Genomic DNA, 20,279 nt, shown 5'->3' with positions numbered 1-20,279 from the left:
GACCGTGGAGCCTTGGTCCCGACGCCTTTCGCCAGCACGTGTTACTTGCGGTCGTCGGCTACTTCTGAGCCCACTCCCAGAAGTTCCACCAGACGCCGGTCTGGTTCGGCATGTACTTCACACCGGTGATGCGGTCGGAGTAGGCGTCAACGCCCACTGCCTGGAACAGCGGCAGACCGTACGCGGAATCCCAGATCTTCTTGTCGATCTGCTGGATCAGGCCGTCCTGCTTGCTCTTGTCGGTGGTGACGATCAGCTCGTCCATCAACTTGTCAGCATCCTTGTCGGAGAACTGGTTGAAGTTGGAGTCGTTGCCGGTCTTGAAGATCTGCGGGACGCCGGAGACACCGACGCCCGGGTTGATCCAGCCGAAGATGGTGGCGTCGTAGCCACCCTTGCCCAGGGCCTTGCCCCAGTCGGACTTGCCGAGGCCGCCGTCGACGATCTTGAAGCCTGCCTTGGCGGCGGACTCGCGGATCAGGGAGAAGGCGTCAACACGGTTGGGGTTGTCCTTGTTGTACATGATGCGGACTTCGGGGGTGGCACCGTTGAGCAGCTTCTTGGCGCCGTCGATGTCGACATCCTGGTATGCGGAGGAGCCGTTGTTCTTGACCGAATCGGCGTAGGCGGCCTGGTCCGGGACGAACAGCTGGGAGTCCAGCGGCGCGGCCTTCGGGTCAAGCTTCTTGACGATCTTGTCGACGATGTCCTTGCGCGGGACGGTCTTCATGAACGCCTCGCGGACGTTCTTGTCCGCGAACGGCCCGGTGTAGTTCAGGTCGATGTGGTCGTAGGAGAGCTGGTTGCCCTGGTCGACCGTGACGCCCTGGCTCTCGAGTGCCTTGAGCTGGTCCACCGTGTCGGCGGAGGCCTGCGGGGCGATGATGTCGGCTTCGCCGTTCTTCAGCGCCTGGACCTGGGCGGCGGAGTCGCCGATGTAGCGAACGGTGATTTCGTCCAGCTTGGCGTCCGGGCCCCAGTTGTAGTCCTTGTTCTTGACCATGGTCAGGGACTGGTCCTGGTTGATGGTCTTGACGACGTACGGGCCGTTGGAGAGGAAGAGCTCCGGATCGGCCGGGAGGGTCTTGGTGTCGAAGCCGGTGTTCCAGAGGTCGGACATGGCCTTCAGCTGCGCGTTGGCAGGCTTCGGAGCCTTGGAGTCGCCGCGTGGCATGCCCTTGAGCATGGAGACGAACGCCTTGGCGTCGGCCAGGCCGGCCTTCTTGGCCAGGACGTGCGCGGGGATGTCGATGCCCGGGCCGCCGAGGGCGATTTCCCAGTCGGCGAAGGGCTTGGAGTACTTGATGGTCATCGACTTGCCGTCGTCGCTCAGCTCCGGGAAGTCGGTGAGCGCCAGGCCGGTGGGGTCACCGGCGTAGGAGAAGTACGAGGTACCGGTCTTCGCATCGGCGTCTGCGTCGTTGTAGTAGCCGGAGAAGGCCGCCCACTGCAGTAGGAGGTCGGCGGTGGTGACGGGCGTGCCGTCGGACCACTTCACGCCGTCGTTGATGGTGTATTTCACCGTCAGCGGGTTATCGGACGTCTTTTCCATCTTGCCGAACTTTTCGTTGCGGACAACGTTCAGCTTGTTATCGATGTAGTAGAAACCCGAGTGGGTGGCGTAACTGACCTTGGAGTTGATGTCAGTGTTGCCGTCGGCGGTGTTCGGGTTGAACGTGTTGAACGCGTTAACCTCGACGACCGTTGCCGATCCGCCGGATTTGCCTGCCGCGGCCGACGACGACGGGGTTGACCCGCCGCTGTTGCCGGCGCAGGCGCTGAGTGCGAGGGCAGCTGCCGCTGCCACCCCCACCGCTTTGGAAATACGACCGAAGCGCATTCCGCCTCCTTGTTTCTGTGGTGTGGATGAGACCTGCGCCAACGGCACCGGCCAGACGCCCACACTCCCCCAGCGGCAGTGTGGTTCGTCTCACATGGCATGAACTGTAAACCCGGGATGGCGCGGAATGGTGGGAAATTCGGACAGCACTATCGTTCGTTATCGAGCTGTAACAAACTTTGATTCCGCTGTGTAAATTTTGTGAAAATTCGTTGACGGATCCGTTACCGGGGGCTATTGACGGCCCGGCAGAAATCCGCTTGGCGGCGCCCGGACGCGGTTTCCCAGTTAAGCCGTAATTACCGGGCTCCCGTTGCGGTGAGCCGGTTCCCCGGCCGGCCGGCCGCCAGGAGGACTTCAGCGCGGTTCCGGTGGCGGGCGCGCGTCTCCGGATCCATCCCGTCCAGCAACGAGACGACCATCCGCGACCGCGGGTTCGCGGCAAACACCTCCCGGTGGTCCGCGATGAATGTCCAGTACAGCCCGTCCCAGTCCGCGGTCCACTGCCCCGGCGGGAGGTCCGACATCTTCTTCAGGTAATTGCTGCCGGAGACGTAGGGCTTGGTGGTGATGGCATCCCCGGCCGCGAACTGGCTCATGGCGTAGACGTTGGGGACCATCACCCAGTCGTAGGCGTCGATGAACAGTTCCATGAACCACTCGTAGACGGCGTCCGGGTGAATGCGCAGCAGGGACATGGCGTTGCCGAGGACCATCAGCCGTTCGATGTGGTGGGCGTAGCCGGTGGCCAGGACGCGGGAGACCACCAGGTCTACAGGCGCCAGGCCGGTGCCCGCATCCCACCAGCCCTCACCCAGTTCATTCCGATGCCCCAGCCGGTTGGCACTGCGCAGGGCACGGCCACCCGTCCGGTACGTGGCGCGCATGTATTCGCGCCAGCCGATAACCTGCCGGATGAAGCCCTCCACCGAGGCCAGGGGCGTGGCCTCATCGGCCGCGTCCAGGACGGCGTCGACCACCTCCCGCGGATCCAGCAGGCCGACGTTCAGGGCCGGGGTGAGCAGGCCGTGCGCGATGAACGGGTGCCCGGCGGAGATCGCGTCCTCGTAGGGTCCGAAGTCGTTCAGCCGGTCCCGGACGAATTCACGCAGATGGTCCCGGGCCTCCCCGGCGCTGGTGGGCCAGGCGAAAAGCGTCGGGTCCCCCGGGGCGTCCGGGAACTCCCTGGCCACCCAATCGATGGCGTCGGCGACGTCGCGGTGCTGGCCGGCCTGCGGCCCGCCGTCGGGCTGTTCCGCCGCGGGTCCGTCCAGACCCGTCAGGTCGAAGCTGCCCTGCGGCTCGACGGCGGGATGACCGGCGAACCGGCCCACGGTGGCTGGGGTATAGCCGCGCGGCAGTTTCTTGCGGTTCTCCGCGTCAAAGGACCATTTGCCGCCCACGGGCTGGCCGCCCTCCATCAGGAGGTCCAGCCTGCGGCGCTGCCACACGTAGAAGTCGTGCATGCGTGCGGTTTTCCCGGCGAACCAGTCGTCGATCTCCCGGCGGCTGGTGAGGAAGTTCGGGGTCTCCAGCACGTCGGCCTCGCGCGGCCGGTAGCCGCCGTCGTTCAGCGCGGCGTCCAGGTCCCGCTCCAGCCAGTCGTCGACGACGTCGAACCACGTGACCCGGGACGGGCTGCGGCCGCGGACCAGCGCGGCCAGCTGTTCGCCGGAGGGCCGCCCGGCGTCGCTGGCCAGGACCTCCACCTCGAAGCCGCGGCCGCGCAGCCGGCGGGCGAAGCGGGTCATCGTGGCCCGGTGCAGGACCAGCTTCTGGGCGTGGAACGAGTACTGGCGGAACATCAGGTCGTGCTCGATCAGCACGAACACGGTGCCGGCGGCCGCGTCCAGGTGCTGGTCGAACAGCTGGTGCGGGAGGACGAGGCGCAGTTCCGGGCCGGGGCTCATGACCCTACGATAGAGGACTCCGCGCGGCGGTCCCCGGCCTCAGCCGAGGTCCAGGGCCTTGAGGACGCGGGCGACGCGGGCCCGCTGCTCCGTGTCCAGCCCCCGGATGGGCAGCGGAAGGCTTGGCCCCTGGACGAGGCCCAGCTGTTCGGCCACCGCCGCAACAACGCGGAGGCTGCCGCCGAACTCCTGGAAGAGTTCCCACAGCGGGCCGAGCCGCGCGGACTCCGCCGCCGCGTCCGCGGCCCTTCCCTCCTGGACGGCCCGCGTGATGGTGAGCGCAGGCCCGGGCAGCGTCCCGGCAATCACTGAATACCAGGCGTCGCAGCCCGCTGCCAGCCCGGCCGCGGCGGAAGCATCCCCGGAGATGCCGATGGTGACGTGGGCGGGGATGACGGCGCGGATCCCCGCGACCCGTGCGCAGGCCTCCGCCGGTCCGGCGGGGACGGCGGGGATCTTGATCGAGGCGATCCCAGGGAGCGCCGCGATGTCCGCGTACAGGTCGGTGGTGAAGGTGAATCGGGTGGTACCGGGATTGTCGTAGACGATGACGGGCAGCCCGGTGTGCCCGGTGACCGTCTCGAAGAGACCGAAGACGTCGTCCGCGGTGAGCGGCTGGTAGGTCATCGGAGCGATCAGGAGTCCTGCGGCGCCGGCGCGTTCGGCGGCGTCGATATGGCGGAGGACGTCGGAGGTGCGGAGCGCGCCCACCCCGACGAACACCGGCACGTCGCCGGCGTTGGCGACGGCCAGGCGTGCCACACCGGCCCGCTCCTCCGGGCTGAGGTAGGCGTAGGAGCCGGTTGATCCGAGGGCCGTGATCGAGTCGACGCCTGCCGCGGCCAGGCGCCGGACGAGGCCGCCGAACGCCTCCTCATCCACCGCGTCGCGTGTCAGCGGTGTGAGGGGGAAGGCACTCAGGCCGGTAAAGCTGGGGTTCACTGGTTGCTCCTTGCCGTGGCGGCCGACTGCGTGGGCGGGCCCGAAGGGCAGCGGCCGGCCCTTGCGCCTAGAATACTGACATGCCCACACGTGTTCACGAGTTTGACTGGCCAGACCGGGTGGTCGTCGGCACCATCGGCGTTCCGGGGGCGCGGACGTTCTACCTCCAGGTGAACGCCGGGTCGCAGACGGTGAGCATCGCCCTCGAGAAGCAGCAGTCGGCCCAGTTGGCGGAGAAGATCGACGAGATCCTCGATCAGCTCTTCACCGTCGACGGCAATCCCTTCAGCGTGCCCACCAGCACACCGATCGAACTGGTCGACAACGATCCGCTGGCGCCCGTCCAGGAGCAGTTCCGCGCCGGTGCCATGACGCTCGGCTGGGACCCGACGACGGCCCAGATCATCATCGAGGCGTACCCGATCACCGACGTCAACGCCGATGAGGACGACGATTCGTTCGACGCCGACGCGGACGATCGCGAAATGCTCCTGGTGCGCATCCCGGTGGGAACCGCGCGGGCCTTCGCCAAGCGCACCCGGGAAGTTGTGGGAGCCGGGCGTCCGACCTGCCCGCTCTGCGGCTATCCGATGGGCCCCGACGGTCACACCTGCACCCTTCCCGGCATGTAATTTCCCTCTAGGCGAACCAGGTTATTCCGGCCCCTCGGGTCTTCAGGAGGTCACGACCCGCCGCCCGCGAAAGCCGTGCTGGGAAGATCCTTCTCGCCGTCGATAATGGCGGTGACAATCCGGGCGGCGACCGCGTCCGGGTCCAGCGCCGCGCCAAACTTCGGCGCCTGCCCGGCGATCGGATGTTCTGACAGCGCCGTGCCGGTATGGCCCGGCCTCGCGTCCAGGATCCGGATCCCGGCGCGGCGGAACTCGCGGCCGGCGGCCACCGCGAAGGCTGCGAGCGCGGCCTTCGACGCCGAATAGGCCGCCAGCCCGGCGACGGGTGCCTCGGCGACAACCCCGCTCAGGGTGACTACGAACGGCTCCCGGCCCGCCCTCGCCGACTCCGCCAGGTGCGGCTGGGCCCCGGCGATCAGCTCCATGACGCTGGTCGTGTTCACGGCGAAGAGTTCGTCCACCGTTGCCGGTTCCAGGTCCGCCGCGGCGCCGAAGGCGACCACCCCGGCCGCCACCACCACTCCGTCCAACCGGCCGTGCTGGGCCATCACGCCTTCAAGCACTTCCCTGACCGCGGCGGGCGAGCGCAGATCCTGTCCGCCGGAGCGCGAGGACCGGACCACCGTGGCTCCGCCGTCTTCCAGTCGGGCGGCTATGCGTGCCCCGAGCCCTCCCGTGGCACCCAGCACCAGAACAACTGAACCCTCAAGCGTCGTCATGGCTCGATCCTAGGGCAGGGGCGCCGGGCTGCCCAGAGCAGCAAATTTGAAGAGATCTTCTTTTCCTGACAGACTGTCGGCAAGATGCTGACAGCACGTCAGCATCCGCTCCCCTCACTCTCCAACCTAGGACCGCCAATGTTCCTCGCACTCCGCGAATTGATCTTCGCGCGCGGCCGCTTCAGCCTGATGGGCGGTGTCATCGCCCTCATCGCCGTGCTGATGGTGATGCTCTCGGGCCTCTCCTCCGGCCTCGTCAACGACGGGGTATCCGGCCTCAAATCGATGCCGGTCACCGCTTTCGCCTTCGACCACGGCACCAAGACCGACAATGCCTTCTCCCGCTCCGTCGTCGACCGCCGGCAGCTGGACGCCTGGCGCGGCGCCGACGGCGTGGCCGCCGCCGGACTGATGGGCGTCGGCATGGCCAACGCCACCACCGACGCCGGCAAGCAGGTGGACCTCACCCTCTTCGGCGTCGAACCCGGTTCCTTCCTTGAGCCGCCGCGCTCCGCCGGCAACGCGCTGGGCGCCCCGGACGGCATCGTCGTATCTTCGACGGCTAAGAGCGAGGGCATCAGCCTTGGCACCGTCGTCACCCTCGACCGGATCGGCACCAAGCTCACGGTCGTCGGCTTTACCGACGGCCAGGCCACCTTCGGGCACGTGGACGTCGCCTATCTGCCCTTGAAGACCTGGCAGCTGGTCGCCTCCGGCCAGGCCGCCGCCGGAGCACCGAATGAGGCGCAACTGTCCGCGCTCAGCTTCGATACCGCCAGCGTCGTCGCGCTTCAGGCGAAACCGGGCGCCACCCTGGATCTTGCCGCCGGTGACTCCGCCGCCGGGACATCCGCCAAGTCCTTGTCCGCGGCGTTCAACTCCTCCCCAGGGTACGAGGCCGAAACCATGACCCTGAGCATGATCCAGGTCTTCCTCTACGCGATCTGCGCACTGGTGGTGGGGGCGTTCTTCACCGTGTGGACCATCCAGCGCAAGCACGAAATCTCTATACTGCGGGCGATCGGCGCCTCCACCGGCTACCTGCTGCGCGACGGCCTGGCCCAGGCAGCCGTCCTGCTGGTGGGCTTCACCGCCCTCGGGGTCGCCGCGGGGCTTGGCCTCGGCGCGGCGATCCCGGAGGCCATGCCGTTCTCGCTGGAGCCGGCCCCCATCGCCACAGCCACGGCGCTCACCATCGGCCTCGGCCTGATCGGGGCGGCCGTGGCCGTGGTCCGTATTTCCCGGATTGATCCGCTCAATGCCCTTGGAGGACAACGATGAGCACACAGCTGTTCCCCGCCGGCGGCCCCTGCCGTCCGGACCCTTCACCCGCCGCCGGGCTGTCCATCCGTCATGCTGTCATGAGCCTGGGCGACGGCGACACCAAGGTCACGGCCCTGGACGATGTCAGCCTGGACGTCGCCCCCGGGGAGTTCCTCGCCGTCGTCGGGCCGTCCGGTTCGGGCAAGTCCTCGTTGCTCGCCGTCGCCGGTGCCCTCGCCTCCCCCGACGCCGGAACCGTCAGCGTCAACGGGCAGGACCTTGGCGCAATGAGCCAGGGCGAGCGTGCCGCATTCCGGTTGGCCAACATCGGCTTTGTCTTCCAGTCCGGCAACCTCATCCCCGCCCTGACCGCGGCGGACCAGCTGCGGCTGGTCAACCGGCTCGCCGGCGGCCCGCGGACGTTCGATCCCGTGGCCCTGCTGGAGAGCGTCGGCATGGCCCACCGCGCCGGCAACCGTCCGGCGCAGCTGTCCGGCGGTGAACGCCAGCGCATCGGGATCGCCCGGGCCCTGGTCACCGGGGCGAAACTGCTCCTCGTCGACGAACCGACGGCCTCGCTGGACCGGGCCCGGAGCCGCGAGGTGGTGGAGCTTCTCGCCCGGCAGAGCCATGACCACGGCGTCGCGACGGTGATGGTCACGCACGACCACGACGTCCTCGGGTACTGCGACCGCGTCGTCGAAATGGTGGACGGGCGGCTCGGGGCTCCCTCCCCGGTCCGCTAGGGCCCCCGGGTGCGGGGCGGCGGTCCTATCGCGCCGCCGTCCCGCGCCTATTTTGCGCTTCACCGCTGAGCCGGGACGTACCCTTGTGGGTAGGCCAGTCAGCGTCAAAGGATCGAGTCATGCCCAGAATCAGTGCCGCCACCGTCGCAGAGCACCGTGCCGCCCAGGAGCGCGCGCTGCTGGACGCTGCCCACGAGATTCTGCGGGAGACCTCCGAGGCGCCGACCATGGCGGAGGTGGCCACGCGCGCGGGGCTGTCCCGGCCGAGCGTCTACCAGTACTTCGACTCGCGGCAGGACCTGCTGCAGGCCTTGGTCCGCGATATCTTCCCCCGCTGGACCGAGCGGGTCACCGGCGCCATGGCCGACGCCTCGACCAAAGCCGACAGGGTGCTCGCCTACGCCACCGCGAATGTGGATCTGGTGGCCGAGGGCGCCCACGCCGTCGGCGCGGCACTGGCTGCGCTGGCTCCGGGGGCCGAACTCGATGAGCAGGCCACGCGAATGCACCGGCAGCTTCAGGAACCGCTGATCGCCACGCTCACTGACCTCGGCGTGGCCGATCCCGTGTCACTCGCGGAGCTGATCAACTCGGTGGTCCACGCCGGCACGCGCCTGCTGGAGGCGGGCCAGCCCGTTGCGCAGGTCCACGTGCACCTGGAGACCCTGTTGGGGCCGTTCGTGGCGGCCCACAGGAATGCCGCGGGCGGCAGCGGCGACGCTGAAGGGCACCGCCCGCGGCACTAGCGTCCTAGCGGGACCGGGCTTTAGTTGCCCCCGCCTGGGGGCCCTTGCCGCGCCGCCTCGATGCCCGGAGGCTCAGGGCCACGACTGCCGCCGCGACCACGGCCCCTGCGACGGCCAGCAGCACCGTATTTTTCGATGCCGGCGGGGTGAAGGCGTTCGCCCCGGCAGTAGCGCTGCGGCCCGCAGCCTCGGGAATGTTCCAGTCGGATGCGGAGGGTAAGATACCCGGCGGCAGCTTCTCCTCACGGAGCTCGCGGCGCTTCTCCAGACGCTCCCGGACCTGCTCATTCGGGGCGGCGACGACGTCGTCCGCTGCCAGCGCCGTCGGGAAGTCGATGATGTACGGCTCGCCGTAGTAGGCCGAGGATGCCACGGACTCCAGCCAGGTGAAGGGCGGTTCGTCCACGCCATGGTCTGCGAAAGCCGCACGCAGCCGCGTAATGATCTCATCGAGGCTCCGACCCTTGGAGTCCTTGCTGACCTCGAAGATTGCCAATTGGAGCTGCAGTTTCGCCTCGGCATCCGGGTCGGTCGCGGCCGGGTCCTGACCGGTCGGGTCCTCGACCGGCAGTTTGGCGTTCACGTCGGCGGACTTGCTGTGGTCAGGATTCATGGGTTTCCTTTCGTCGTGCGTCTCCGCCTTACGCCCCGCTGCCAGAGCCGGAGACGTTCGACGACGACGGCGCGCTTGTCATCGCGGACTACGCAGCCACGGTGTGGCTCCTACCGGGATTATCCCCCACGATACCGACAGCAAACTTAGTATCGCGTGGAAATTCCCACCGCCTCTCGCGCGGCGGCGGGGAGGGTAACCGTTCAGACCGTCGAGCAGAAGGCTGGTCAGGCGCTCCTGATGACGCTCGGCGGGTCCTGCTCCGGCCCGGGGTCGGGCCCCTGTCCAGGGCTTGGACGGGCGCCATCCAGGAGTTGCTGCTCTCCATGCACCACCTGATTGACGTATTCCGTGAGACGGTCCGCCTCGGCGCGGTAGTTGTCTGGGTCGGCCAGCGACATCGTCGTCTGGACAAACAAGGTCCCGTTCTTCGCTGCCACCCGGAGGAAATGGGCCGGCCGTCGGCCTTCCATGATGATGGTGGCTATCACGGCAAAGCTTTGGTCAGCATCGGTGAACGCTGAGGCCCGCTGGTACGTGGCGGTGAACGACTGATCGTCCAGGGTCATGGTGGCCGGGGAACAGTCCGGCAGCTTGGTTATGGAGCGGAAGGCCAACGCCAACGCGGCATCCCGGTCCGCGCTGAGGGCGATGAAAACGGGTTCGGCACGGGTTCCGCTGAATGTTCCGGCGGAGGGTATTCCCTCCGCCATCAGCGTGGCCCAACCGATCACGTCTGAGCACTCGGCCGGGATGACCTCTGCCGAACCGGCACCGAAATGCAGGGACTGGTTGGTATCCCACAGCCGTTCGCCGGTAAGAACCTCCCCCGTCGCTCCTCCCGGCCCGGCCACTATGCCTGCCAACGTCTCGACGTCGGCCTGTGAAAAGAGCCGTGTCCCTTTGGCGGTGACCGCGGAGTCTTTCGGGGCGGCGGTACTGGTCGCGGAGCTTGGGGTACCGGAATCCGCGCCGGGTTCGGCCGGAACGGAGGCGGCCAGGAGGATCGTCACGAGTGCTGCCGCCGCGAGACTGTGAAGAATTTTCGCCCTCGACATCATGGTTCCCCCAACCTTGCCCGGATGTGAAGTCATCCTATGCGACCCTGGCGGCATCGTTACACCGGATCGTCCTACCCGTCGTCATCGGGTTATGTCACGGCGGTGGGTGGCACGTCCCTGGTCAGGGACTCGAGCGCCCGAGGGTGGAGCGAGTCTGCATGGTCCGGGTCGGGATCCGGATGCTCCACGGTCAATGCGGCACTGCCGGCGGCAGCCGCGTTTGGCACCGGTTGCAGCAAGGGCGCCTCCGCCGACGTCTCCGCCGTCGCAGATCCGCAGACCGGATTGTCCGTCTATGCGCCCACCAGCAGCACCGCGTCGTCCTGGGCGCAGTATGGCGGCACCAGCCTCTCCTCGCCCCTGATCGCCGCCATGTACGCACTTTCCGGGAACACCGGCAACTCGTCGATGTTGGCCAACTCGCTCCCGTATTCACACACCGGCAACTTCAACGATGTCACCTCGGGTTCCACGGGCAGTTGCCCTGTAACGCAGTGGTGCCTCGCCGGCAATGGCTGGGACGGACCCACCGGCGTCGGCTCGCCAAACGGGGTCGCGGGTCTCTGACCGCAATCCATAACCGGCCCAGTGATGGCCGGCAGCCCACGGCTGCCGGCCATCACTGTTGTTACTCGCCGGCCCAGGCGGTGATCGTCGCCCCGGCCTCCACCCGCCGTTGCTGAACCCCTGTCAACCGATCAGGTAGGCAAATCCGCGCCCATCCGAGGCCGCCGCATGGACGAAGACCTTCGCCCTATGAAGGAAGGCGGCGGCATAGGCCACCTCGGACTCCAGCGAGCGGCCGGACGAGCAAGACCCGTCCAGAGCGGCATTGATGTCGTGGTCGTTGATCGCCTCAAGGTCCCGGGCAATCAGAGCGACTTCGCGCGGCGGAAGCGCTCGCACCCACGGCTGCCAGGTAAAACCATCGTCGGCGTATGTCACATGCCGTTCGAACATCCGGTAGGAAGCCCTGGCTGCAGCACCCGGCGAGGGCGCAGCAGTGAGCCGCTGCAAGTACGGCCATGCTCTGTCGAGGTAAAGGAAATCACGCTCCGACAGGGCTTGCCGGAGGTCTGTAGAGCCCTGTATGAAGCCACGCTCAAGACCGAACGCGTCCGCGAGCGGGTCGGAGCCGATCACGGTGCGTGGATCAGCGAGTGCTTTTGCCGCCTGATCACTCTCAAATGCGTAGGCGTAGTACCGGATTCCCATGGGACCAATCCTGAACGGACAGCGGGCTGCGCTGAACCGAGTCCTGCCGTATGTGGATGACTCGCGGATCCGGACCGACGGCCGTACGACCTCCTCGTCGAATCTCACTTTGCCTGGGGTGAAGGCCCTTCCTAGCGCGCCAGCGAGCGGCCAATCTGCCGAAGGGCGGCATCATAGGCGGCTTCCCACGTCCAGCCGGCTGCTGGTGCCCCGGCAAGCTCCAGTGACACCATTCCGTGGACCTGGCCCCACACCACGCCGACCGTCGACGCGACCTCATCCCCCTGCGCTCGGGGCATCGCTGAGGCAACTGCAGCGAACAGCGGCGCCATGGCTGGTTCGGCGGCTCCCGGTGTCGGCCGGCAGGGTACTTGGCTGGTCAGCGAACCACTAAACATCAGGCCGTAGAGGACCGGATGCTCCAGGGCCCAGGCCCGGTAGGCCAGCCCTAATGCTTCGACGCCGCCGTCGGACGCGTCTTGCTGGGAGGCAGCAAAGGACGCAAAGCCGTCATCGAGGACGGCACTCAGCAGTTCCGCTTTACCCCCGAAGAGGGAATACACCGCCGTCGTCGACGTCCCCGCGGCCGCAGCGAGACTGCGCAACGATACGGCGGCGGCGCCCTCCCTGGCGATCAGGGCTGCGGCGGCGTCGAGCAGGGTGCGACGCAGGTTTTCGTCGTGGACAACGGGTCTTGCCATAGGACCAGTATTCCATAACACTGTTCTGTAACACTGTTATGAAGGGAAGAGGCATGGCGAATCAAGTTCACCCGGGACGCTTCACTGCCGCCCCGGAAGGATCGGTGACGGTCTTCCTCATCGGGATGCGCGCGAACCGGTGGTGGAAAATTGGCAAGGTGGCCCGGGTGGCCGCGTCCATGCCCAGGATGCTTGCTTACCTGGCCACGACGCCGGAGGCCGGGTTGCTGGGCTACGAGCAATGGTTCGGTCGGAACACCATCATGGTCACCTACTGGAAGAGCCCGGAGCATCTGCAGAGGTTCGCGGCGGACCGCTCCGCACCGCATCTTGACCCCTGGCGCCGGTTCATGCGCGAATCAGCAGGCACTGGGGACGTCGGCGTATGGCACGAGACCTACGAGACGCTCCCGGGCGGCAGGGAAAGCATGTACAGCGACATGCCGGTCTTCGGGCTGGCAGCAGCTACCGGCCACGTCCCGGTCGGAGCAGGACTCAACACGGCACGACAGCGTTTGGAGTCAGATAGGGCGGGTCATCATCTGTCCGATTGAGGCGTCCCGGCCGGGGCGTGCAGGAGGCTTCATTCTCACTCGGCCCAAAATGCGCGTGGCCGCCGGGAACAGGTGTTCCCGGCGGCCATCCCATCGCGATCTCTGCGGAACTACACGTTGAAGCGGAACTCCACCACGTTCCGTCACGCACCAACCTTTGGTTCCCTCACAACAGACCCCGCGAGGGAAAGCTGGCTCGTCTCCTAGTAGGGGGATTCGAGAATCTTCTTGAGGTTCTCCAGGTCCTTGCGCATGGCCCTGCGCATCAACGGCGCCATGAAGATGCCTGTCAGTGCTGAAAACCCGGAGGGTTCACCTGTGTTGCGGAGGGTCATGCGGGTCGCACCATTCTCATCGGACCAGCCGTAACTGGTCCGCATCGGAAAAGGACCTTGACTTGTACGCATAGTGAGTTTGTATCCGGGGACAAGTTCGGTTATTTCGTAGACATAATCCAGATTCCGGCCCAAGAATCGTGCGGTGAAGGCAACCCGGGATCCGACCGTCAAGGGCCGCGGAGTCTGCCATTGTGCAGATCCTATGTTCACGTACCAAGCTGGCGCGTTGTCAGGGTCGGAAGCATAACTGGCCACGATCTCACGGGGCCGCCGGATCAGTGCTTCGGTCTGGACGTTCACCATGGTGTTCCTCTGTGTGTGCTGGCGGGTCGGAGATGCCGGAGGCGGACCTTCCCAACTATCGCATGACGCGCTTGCCGGCGTGGCCACCGCGGATCGTCGGCACCATGCAATCGGCCGTCCGGGGCCTGTTTGATAGCCCTGATGCTCGCAGTGGCACGCCCCGAGGTTGCATGGTGATCGTACGCCAACGGCAACGATCGCGCAGACCGCCACTTCCTGACTTTTCCTGAGCTAGGAAATGCTGGCAGCATCATTTCGACGTGGCAACGGCCCCAAAAGCGCGTGGCCGCCAAGAACATCTGTTCTTGGCGGCCAACGCGAAAGTTTCAGGGAGGTCAGGACCTAGACGTTGAAGCGGAACTCCACCGCGTTCCGGCGCGGAATAACCTGTCGCACCCTGCCAGGGATACCGTCCGGCCGAAAGCTGAGGCTATTCCACGCGCTTAGCTCCCCAGGAGTGTGACGTCGCGGACGGCGCCCTTGTCCGCGGAGGTGGCCATGGCGGCGTATGCGCGCAGTGCGGCCGAGACCTGGCGGTCCCGGTCCTTGGGCTTGTAGCCGCCGTTGATCAGCAGCTTCTCCCGCCGCTCGGCCAGCAGCTCATCGCTGACTTCCAGCTGCAGGGACCGCTGGCTGATGTTGATGCTGATGATGTCCCCGTCTTCGACCAGGGCGATGGTTCCGCCGGAGGCGGCCTCCGGGGAGATGTGTCCGATGGACAGGCCGGAGGTGCCGCCGGAGAAGCGGCCGTCGGTGATCAGGGCGCACTTCTTGCCCAGGCCGCGGCCCTTGAGAAACGACGTCGGGTACAGCATTTCCTGCATGCCCGGACCGCCCTTGGGCCCCTCGTACCTGATGACCACCACGTCGCCTTCCTTGATGGTCTTGTTCAGGATCTTCTCCACGGCCTCATCCTGGGACTCGCACACCACGGCCGGGCCGGAGAAGGTCCAAATGGATTCATCCACACCGGCGGTCTTCACCACGGCACCGTCCACGGCCACGTTGCCGCGGAGCACGGCCAGCCCGCCGTCCTTGGAGTAGGCGTGCTCCACGGAGCGGATGCAGCCTTCGGCGGCGTCGGTGTCCAGCGAGGTCCACTCGTTCGACTGGGAAAAGGCGGTGGAGGACCGGACGCCGCCGGGGGCCGCGTGCCACAGTGCGCTGGCTTCCTCCGTGGCCTTGCCGCCGCGGATATCCCAGTCGTCCAGCCAGCCGTCCAGGTCGGCCGAGTGCACCGAGTGGACGTCCTTGTGCAGGAGGCCGCCGCGGTTCAGCTCGCCCAGCAGCGCGGGGATGCCGCCGGCACGGTGCACGTCCTCCATGTAGTAGGTCCGGTCCTTGGCCACGTTCGGGGCCACCTTGGCCAGGCAGGGTACCTGGCGGGACTTGGCGTCCATCTCGGCCAGGCCATAGTCCACGCCCGCCTCCTGGGCCGCGGCCAGCAGGTGCAGGATGGTGTTGGTGGATCCGCCCATGGAGATGTCCAGCGCCATAGCGTTGTCGAACGCCTTCGCGGTGGCGATCGAACGGGGCAGCACCGACACGTCGTCGCCGTCGTAGTAACGCTTCACGAGCTCGACGACGGTGGTCCCGGCCTTCTCATACAGCGCCTTGCGCGCGGTGTGGGTGGCGAGCACGGAGCCGTTGCCGGGCAGCGACAGGCCGATGGCCTCGGTGAGGCAGTTCATCGAGTTGGCGGTGAACATGCCGGAGCAGGACCCGCAGGTGGGGCAGGCGTTCTCCTCGATGAGGTTGATGTCGGCGTCGGAAATGGACTCGTCGACGGCGTCGGAGATGGCGTTCACCAGGTCCAGGGAGCGGACGGACCCGTCGGTGAGGGTGACGCGGCCGGCCTCCATGGGGCCGCCGGAGACGAACACCACGGGGATGTTCAGGCGCAGCGCGGCCATCAGCATGCCGGGGGTGATCTTGTCGCAGTTGGAGATGCAGACCAGGGCGTCGGCACAGTGGGCGTTGACCATGTACTCCACCGAGTCGGCGATCAGGTCGCGGGAGGGCAGCGAGTACAGCATGCCGCCGTGGCCCATGGCGATGCCGTCGTCCACCGCGATGGTGTTGAACTCGCGGGGAACCGCTCCGGCGGCGAGGATCGCGTCGGAGACGATCCGCCCGACGGGGGCGAGATGGGTGTGGCCGGGAACGAACTCGGTGAAGGAGTTGGCCACGGCAATGATCGGCTTTCCGATGTCCGAGTTGGCGACGCCGGAGGCGCGCAGCAGTGCGCGGGCTCCGGCCATGTTCCGGCCGTGGGTGACTGTTTTAGAGCGAAGTGCAGGCATGTCTGACATCTTCCCCCGTCCCACGACCGGGGTGAAGACAGCCCTGCTACTAGTAGTGAAAGTAACAGAGTAATAGTATTCTGATGTACAGCACTCCGATCGTCGAAAAGAACTGGGACTCTTCCTCCGCGCCCGCCGGAACCAGGCCGTCCGGGTGGATTACGGCCTTCCACCCCTGTCCCGCACCCGCGAGCGGGGCCTGCGCCGAGAGGAGGTAGCGTTCCTCTCCGGCGTCAGCGTGACCTGGTACACCTGGCTGGAGCAGGGACGGGACATCAATCCGTCCCGCCAGGTCCTCGAAGCGGTCGGCCGGGCCCTGCATCTCTCGGACGCCGGGCTGGACTACGTCCTCTCCCTCGGGGGCTACGCCGCCGTCGGGCCGGGGCCCGCCGCGGCGGCCACCGCCCCCGCCCATCTCCAGCGCCTGCTCGACGCCCTGGACCCGAACCCGTCGTTCGCCCTGTTCCCGGACTGGGGCATCGCGGGCTGGAACAGCGCCTACGCGGCCCTGTTCCCCAACATCGCCACCGTGCCCGCCGCCGACCGGAACCTGCTGTGGCTCGTCTTCACCGACCCCTACGTCCGGGACCTTCTGCCGGATTGGGAGGTGACCAGCCAGCGGTTCCTGGCCGAGTTCCGTGCCGAAACCGGGCAGCGCCTGGGCGACGTGGACGTCAGGAACCTGGTGGAACGGCTGAAGTCCGCCAGCCTGGAGTTCAAGGAAGGCTGGGACCGGTACGACATTCTCGGCTTCGAATCGCGGGAGAGGGTCTTCCGCCACCCGAGCGTCGGCACACTGCAGTTGGAGCACCATCAGCTCTCCCCCTCGGACCGGCCGGACCTTCACCTGGTGGTCTACACGCCGGCTCCGGGCAGCGGGGCCGACGTCCGCATGAGGCGCCTCATCCCATTCGATGGCTGAGTGGTAGTGTCCTCGACGGAGAAGGCGTAAGTGGGTGCGGCCGCACCCGCGATCGCAGCGTCCCGCGCTGGCCGCTATGCGACTTCCAGGATGCCGTGCCTGCGATAGAAGAGCACCTTCACTCGATCGAGGATGAACATAACCACCACCGTCACGACCGCCACAATCAGCAGCGCCGGCCCCGGGACGGGGCTGGTGAACACTCCCGACAGGACTAAGAGGGTCGTGAGCACGATGTTGCCCGCGACGACGCTTCCCACCCACCGGCCGGGTATCGACTTCCAGAATGCGTTGCGGGTGCGTGTCATCAGGATGGTGACCATGGCCGAGTAGATCAGGTAGGCGAACAACAGCGCGCTGACCTGCCCGGGTTCGAGCCTCTGGACGTCCAGGCAATACCACAGCAGGCCGAGTCCGACCACGACCCACCCGACCGTGAAGATCGCGGCGGTGCGTGCCAGCCGCGGCATGTCCCACCGTTCCGGACTGCTGGAGGCACCGGCCCGGTCGGTGCCCAGGGTGAGAGTGACAAGGTCATTGAGGATCACGATGAGAACGATGAGACTCAGGGAGACGGGGAAGAACCCGGCCAGGATGAATCCGAAAGTCAGCAGGGCCGCCAGCTCGGCGGTACGGGCGAGTTTGGTGATGGTCCAGGTCATCATCCGCCGGTACACCCGGTGCCCGCTGTCGATGACGTCCGGGACGGCGCCCAGGCCCTCACCGGTGAGCACGATGCGGGCGGCGGCTTTCGCCACGTCAGTGGCGGAGCCGACGGCGATCCCGACATCCGCCTGCTTGAGCGCGGGGGCGTCGTTGATTCCGTCACCGGTCATCCCCACGACGTGCCCGGCCTTCTGCAGGGCCACGACCACGGCATGTTTGTCCTCGGGGTAGACCTCGGCGAGCACATCGAAGGCGGCCGGGTCGTTGATTGCATCCTGTCGGGTGCCGGTCCGCTCACCCACGCCGACCTGCGCGGCGATGGCCCGCGCGGTGCGCACGCTGTCGCCGGTGATCATGATGATGCGCACGCCGCGGTCTGCCACCTGCTGCAGGACGTCCTTGGCGTCCTCGCGTGGCGAGTCCGCCAGCGCGACAAGCCCTCGCACCCGCAGCCCGTCCTCGTTGGGACCGGTGGCAACGGCCAGGACCCGCGCCCCCGTAGTGGCCAGCGCGTCGACCTGCTCGGCGTAGTCGGCCGGAACGCCCGCCAGCTCGACCAGCACAAGCGGGGATCCGAGCACGACTGCGGCCTGGATGCCATCGTCCTGCGTGATGCGTGCCTTCGATACCTTCGCCACCGGGTCGAATCCGTTGAACCACGACCGCGTGAACGACTCCGGAGCCTGATACTGCGCGGCGCGGGTGATCGCCGCGCTAATGGTGTCGGCTGCGTCCGCGTCCGTCGCGGCCGCAGCCAGCCGCAGCACCTCGGAGCCGGACAACCCGTCGAAGCCCCGCAGGTGCGCAATTTCGGGCCGGTTCCGTGTCAGCGTGCCGGTCTTATCCACCAGCAGCACATCCATGGCAGCGGCTTCCTGGACGCCTGAAAGCCCTACGACCAGCGCGCCACGACCAGCCAGGGCCCGGGCCTCCAACGAGTTCGCCACGGTGAAGCTGGAAGGCATTGAAATGGGGATGGTGGCGATGAACAGGATCACCAGGAACGGCAGCAGTTCCAGCCACGACTCGGCACGGATCACAGCGGCGGCCACGAGGATAATCGCGAGTCCAACGTCGAGGAACGCGAGGTAACGGACGATCGTGAACAGCAGCTTCTGCAGCCTGCCCGGAGGCTCGGCGGTGCGGACCAGCTGGGCAGTCTTGCCGTAAGAGCTGGACGCCCCGGTGGCGCTCACGGTACCAATCGCAGCCCCGTGGCTGATCGTCGCGGCTTGGGAGAGCATGTCACCGGCGGTCTTGGTGACGTCGGCCGACTCCCCGGTGAGCGCGGACTCGTCCACCTTCACCGTGCCCTGGTCGACGCGGACATCAGCGGGCACGATGTCGCCCACAGCAACGTAGACGACGTCGCCCGGCACAACCTCCCGGGAGGGCAGAATGACCCAATGGCCGTCCCGGAAGGCGCGGGCGCTGACCTGTAAGTGCCGGTGAAGAAATCCAATCGCTCGCGACGCCCTCGACGCTTGCACCTGCCCGGTAATTGCTGAGAACACCAGCAGCAGGAACACGAACAGTGCTTGAACGGTCTTGCCGAGGGCCAGTTCGAAGATGATCGCAGCTTCCAGGAGCCACGACACCGGGTCCCACATCCGCTTCAACGTTCCCAACACGGGGCCCGTTCGCTTCTCCGGAACCTCGTTGTAACCGTGCTCGGCGCGACGCTCTGCCACCGCGGCGGCGTTCAAGCCGCCCCCGGAGTAGCTCGCTTCGAGAGTGCTCAGTTCGTTTTCGGACGTCATGGACTCTCTCCCTCTCGGATCCGGACGGCCATATGGCCGGCGGCACTCGGCCGGAGCCAGCCCCCGTGACGGAGAGGACGCAACTGTTTAGCGGCGAATCTTCCCGGGGCGCGCATTCCTACGAACCTCGCGCCAGCCGGTGGTGCCGAGTAAGGCGCGTCAACGAAGGGCGAGGAGGCATGCGCGCGTTATTGCGCTTAGGCCGGTCCCTCCGCGGACTGCTCCTGCCAGCGCTTACAGCAGGCGTCGATGATGGTGATGGCCTCCTCGACCCGGCCCCAACCAAGGACCCGGGTAGTTGATCCCTGCTGAAAGTCTTTGTAGTGGTTGAAGTGGTGCTCTATTTGCTCCCGCCATCTCGTGCCGAGGTCATCCAGGGACCGGACCCTTTGTCCGGTGTCCCTTTCGTCGGCGGGGACGATGACGATTTTGTAGTCGGGGTCGTTCCCATCGAGGAAGTTAAGCAGCCCGAGGATCCGACCGTGGACAACCAGCCCGGTGGGCAGCGGTTCCCTGGTTACACAGAGAATGTCCAGTTCGTCTCCGTCCTCGTCCAGGGTTTGTGGGATAAAGCCATAGTTGACGGGTTTGGCAAAAATCATGGGATCGACCCGGTCCAGGTGGAACGCTCCGGTCCTTCTGTCCCATTCGATTTTGTGGCTTGATCCCATGGGGATGTCGATGACACCCGTGACCAGGCCGTTCCGGTAGTCCCCGCAGTCGTAGAGTGCATTGAAATCAGTCATGATGCCCCCTCCGAAGCCTCTTCGAACCGGGCCCCGATCCATACCGGCGGGTTGCGGGTTGGGCGGTGGAACGCAGCGGCTAGGTTCAGTTGCGGCGGGGGGCCGAAAATGGTCATGGCTTTCCTGTCCAGGCATGTATCACCAAACAGGAACTATCAGCCGGGTCGGCGGTTCGGACAGAAAAGCCATCTCTGTCCCGGCGAGATCCATCACCGTTCCAATAATCAACCACAACAGCCCCACCGGAGGCAAGGGACGGCTGCGTTTTTCGTCGTCCACGGCTGGATGGGCCCGGACCG

Annotated in this window: 19 protein-coding genes and 1 riboswitch; of the genes, 6 read left to right on the top strand and 13 right to left on the bottom strand. The window is 66.6% G+C overall.

What is annotated here, in order from left to right; genetic code table 11:
• Nucleotides 1-58: 58 nt before the first annotated feature.
• From ABC337_RS13065 to ABC337_RS13055, 3 genes are all read right to left on the bottom strand, one after another.
• On the bottom strand, nucleotides 59-1,840 hold the full coding sequence (locus ABC337_RS13065; RefSeq protein WP_412883596.1) for an ABC transporter family substrate-binding protein: 1,782 nt from the start codon (nucleotides 1,838-1,840) through the stop codon (nucleotides 59-61).
• A 299-nt stretch (nucleotides 1,841-2,139) separates the two neighbouring features.
• Nucleotides 2,140-3,750: a cryptochrome/photolyase family protein gene (locus tag ABC337_RS13060; protein ID WP_412883597.1), complete on the bottom strand. Its 1,611-nt coding sequence runs from the start codon at nucleotides 3,748-3,750 to the stop codon at nucleotides 2,140-2,142.
• A gap of 39 nt (nucleotides 3,751-3,789) precedes the next feature.
• Complete coding sequence (locus ABC337_RS13055) at nucleotides 3,790-4,692, bottom strand: dihydrodipicolinate synthase family protein (protein ID WP_412883598.1); 903 nt, start codon at nucleotides 4,690-4,692, stop codon at nucleotides 3,790-3,792.
• 80 nt (nucleotides 4,693-4,772) lie between these two features.
• Between ABC337_RS13055 and ABC337_RS13050 the strand changes: the two genes are divergently transcribed.
• Nucleotides 4,773-5,324 (top strand): DUF3090 domain-containing protein, encoded by a 552-nt coding sequence (locus ABC337_RS13050; RefSeq protein ID WP_412883599.1) that lies wholly within the window; start codon nucleotides 4,773-4,775, stop codon nucleotides 5,322-5,324.
• 50 nt (nucleotides 5,325-5,374) lie between these two features.
• On the opposite strand, the gene ABC337_RS13045 is transcribed toward ABC337_RS13050, so the two are convergent.
• Nucleotides 5,375-6,043 (bottom strand): SDR family NAD(P)-dependent oxidoreductase, encoded by a 669-nt coding sequence (locus ABC337_RS13045; RefSeq protein WP_412883600.1) that lies wholly within the window; start codon nucleotides 6,041-6,043, stop codon nucleotides 5,375-5,377.
• Nucleotides 6,044-6,181: 138 nt separating this feature from the next.
• Here ABC337_RS13045 and ABC337_RS13040 point away from each other — a divergent pair, with 138 nt between their 5' ends.
• The 3 genes from ABC337_RS13040 to ABC337_RS13030 all read left to right on the top strand — a co-directional run bounded on the left by ABC337_RS13040 (nucleotide 6,182) and on the right by ABC337_RS13030 (nucleotide 8,798).
• Nucleotides 6,182-7,324: an ABC transporter permease gene (locus ABC337_RS13040; protein WP_412883601.1), complete on the top strand. Its 1,143-nt coding sequence runs from the start codon at nucleotides 6,182-6,184 to the stop codon at nucleotides 7,322-7,324.
• Nucleotides 7,321-8,052, top strand: a complete 732-nt coding sequence (locus ABC337_RS13035; protein WP_412883602.1) for an ABC transporter ATP-binding protein — start codon at nucleotides 7,321-7,323, stop codon at nucleotides 8,050-8,052. The genes ABC337_RS13040 and ABC337_RS13035 overlap by 4 nt, the downstream gene beginning before the upstream one ends.
• A gap of 119 nt (nucleotides 8,053-8,171) precedes the next feature.
• Entirely contained in the window at nucleotides 8,172-8,798 is a 627-nt protein-coding gene (locus ABC337_RS13030; protein ID WP_412883603.1) for a TetR/AcrR family transcriptional regulator, read from the top strand.
• 4 nt (nucleotides 8,799-8,802) lie between these two features.
• On the opposite strand, the gene ABC337_RS13025 is transcribed toward ABC337_RS13030, so the two are convergent.
• The 5 genes from ABC337_RS13025 to ABC337_RS13005 form a co-directional block, all read right to left on the bottom strand.
• A complete protein-coding gene (locus ABC337_RS13025) occupies nucleotides 8,803-9,411 on the bottom strand; it encodes a hypothetical protein (protein ID WP_412883604.1) in 609 nt (202 codons plus the stop codon).
• 227 nt (nucleotides 9,412-9,638) lie between these two features.
• The gene (locus ABC337_RS13020) at nucleotides 9,639-10,505 is read right to left on the bottom strand and encodes a hypothetical protein (RefSeq protein ID WP_412883605.1); all 867 of its coding nucleotides are present in this window, start codon (nucleotides 10,503-10,505) and stop codon (nucleotides 9,639-9,641) included.
• A gap of 260 nt (nucleotides 10,506-10,765) precedes the next feature.
• On the bottom strand, nucleotides 10,766-10,945 hold the full coding sequence (locus ABC337_RS13015; RefSeq protein ID WP_412883606.1) for a hypothetical protein: 180 nt from the start codon (nucleotides 10,943-10,945) through the stop codon (nucleotides 10,766-10,768).
• A 217-nt stretch (nucleotides 10,946-11,162) separates the two neighbouring features.
• A complete protein-coding gene (locus ABC337_RS13010) occupies nucleotides 11,163-11,687 on the bottom strand; it encodes a hypothetical protein (protein ID WP_412883607.1) in 525 nt (174 codons plus the stop codon).
• A gap of 131 nt (nucleotides 11,688-11,818) precedes the next feature.
• A complete protein-coding gene (locus ABC337_RS13005) occupies nucleotides 11,819-12,388 on the bottom strand; it encodes a TetR-like C-terminal domain-containing protein (protein ID WP_412883608.1) in 570 nt (189 codons plus the stop codon).
• 104 nt (nucleotides 12,389-12,492) lie between these two features.
• On the opposite strand from ABC337_RS13005, the gene ABC337_RS13000 reads away from it, so the two are divergent.
• The gene (locus ABC337_RS13000; protein ID WP_412883609.1) at nucleotides 12,493-12,942 is read left to right on the top strand and encodes a DUF4188 domain-containing protein; all 450 of its coding nucleotides are present in this window, start codon (nucleotides 12,493-12,495) and stop codon (nucleotides 12,940-12,942) included.
• A gap of 203 nt (nucleotides 12,943-13,145) precedes the next feature.
• On the opposite strand, the gene ABC337_RS12995 is transcribed toward ABC337_RS13000, so the two are convergent.
• Together ABC337_RS12995 and ilvD are read right to left on the bottom strand one after the other, a co-directional pair.
• Complete coding sequence (locus tag ABC337_RS12995; protein WP_412883610.1) at nucleotides 13,146-13,583, bottom strand: SRPBCC family protein; 438 nt, start codon at nucleotides 13,581-13,583, stop codon at nucleotides 13,146-13,148.
• Between the two features lie 443 nt (nucleotides 13,584-14,026).
• Nucleotides 14,027-15,886 carry a dihydroxy-acid dehydratase gene (gene ilvD / locus ABC337_RS12990; RefSeq protein ID WP_412883611.1) on the bottom strand — a complete coding sequence of 620 codons (1,860 nt, stop codon included), beginning with the start codon at nucleotides 15,884-15,886 and terminating at the stop codon, nucleotides 14,027-14,029.
• Nucleotides 15,887-15,998: 112 nt separating this feature from the next.
• Between ilvD and ABC337_RS12985 the strand changes: the two genes are divergently transcribed.
• Nucleotides 15,999-16,808: a helix-turn-helix transcriptional regulator gene (locus ABC337_RS12985; RefSeq protein WP_412884931.1), complete on the top strand. Its 810-nt coding sequence runs from the start codon at nucleotides 15,999-16,001 to the stop codon at nucleotides 16,806-16,808.
• Between the two features lie 74 nt (nucleotides 16,809-16,882).
• On the opposite strand, the gene ABC337_RS12980 is transcribed toward ABC337_RS12985, so the two are convergent.
• Nucleotides 16,883-19,234: an HAD-IC family P-type ATPase gene (locus ABC337_RS12980; RefSeq protein ID WP_412883612.1), complete on the bottom strand. Its 2,352-nt coding sequence runs from the start codon at nucleotides 19,232-19,234 to the stop codon at nucleotides 16,883-16,885.
• 197 nt (nucleotides 19,235-19,431) lie between these two features.
• The gene (locus tag ABC337_RS12975) at nucleotides 19,432-19,980 is read right to left on the bottom strand and encodes an inorganic diphosphatase (RefSeq protein WP_412883613.1); all 549 of its coding nucleotides are present in this window, start codon (nucleotides 19,978-19,980) and stop codon (nucleotides 19,432-19,434) included.
• 139 nt (nucleotides 19,981-20,119) lie between these two features.
• Nucleotides 20,120-20,203: riboswitch (Fluoride riboswitch) on the bottom strand.
• Between the last annotated feature and the right edge of the window lie 76 nt (nucleotides 20,204-20,279).

This window comes from Arthrobacter phoenicis (assembly GCF_047238215.1).
GTDB lineage: Bacteria > Actinomycetota > Actinomycetes > Actinomycetales > Micrococcaceae > Arthrobacter.
This window is presented reverse-complemented; position numbering and strand designations above follow the sequence as displayed.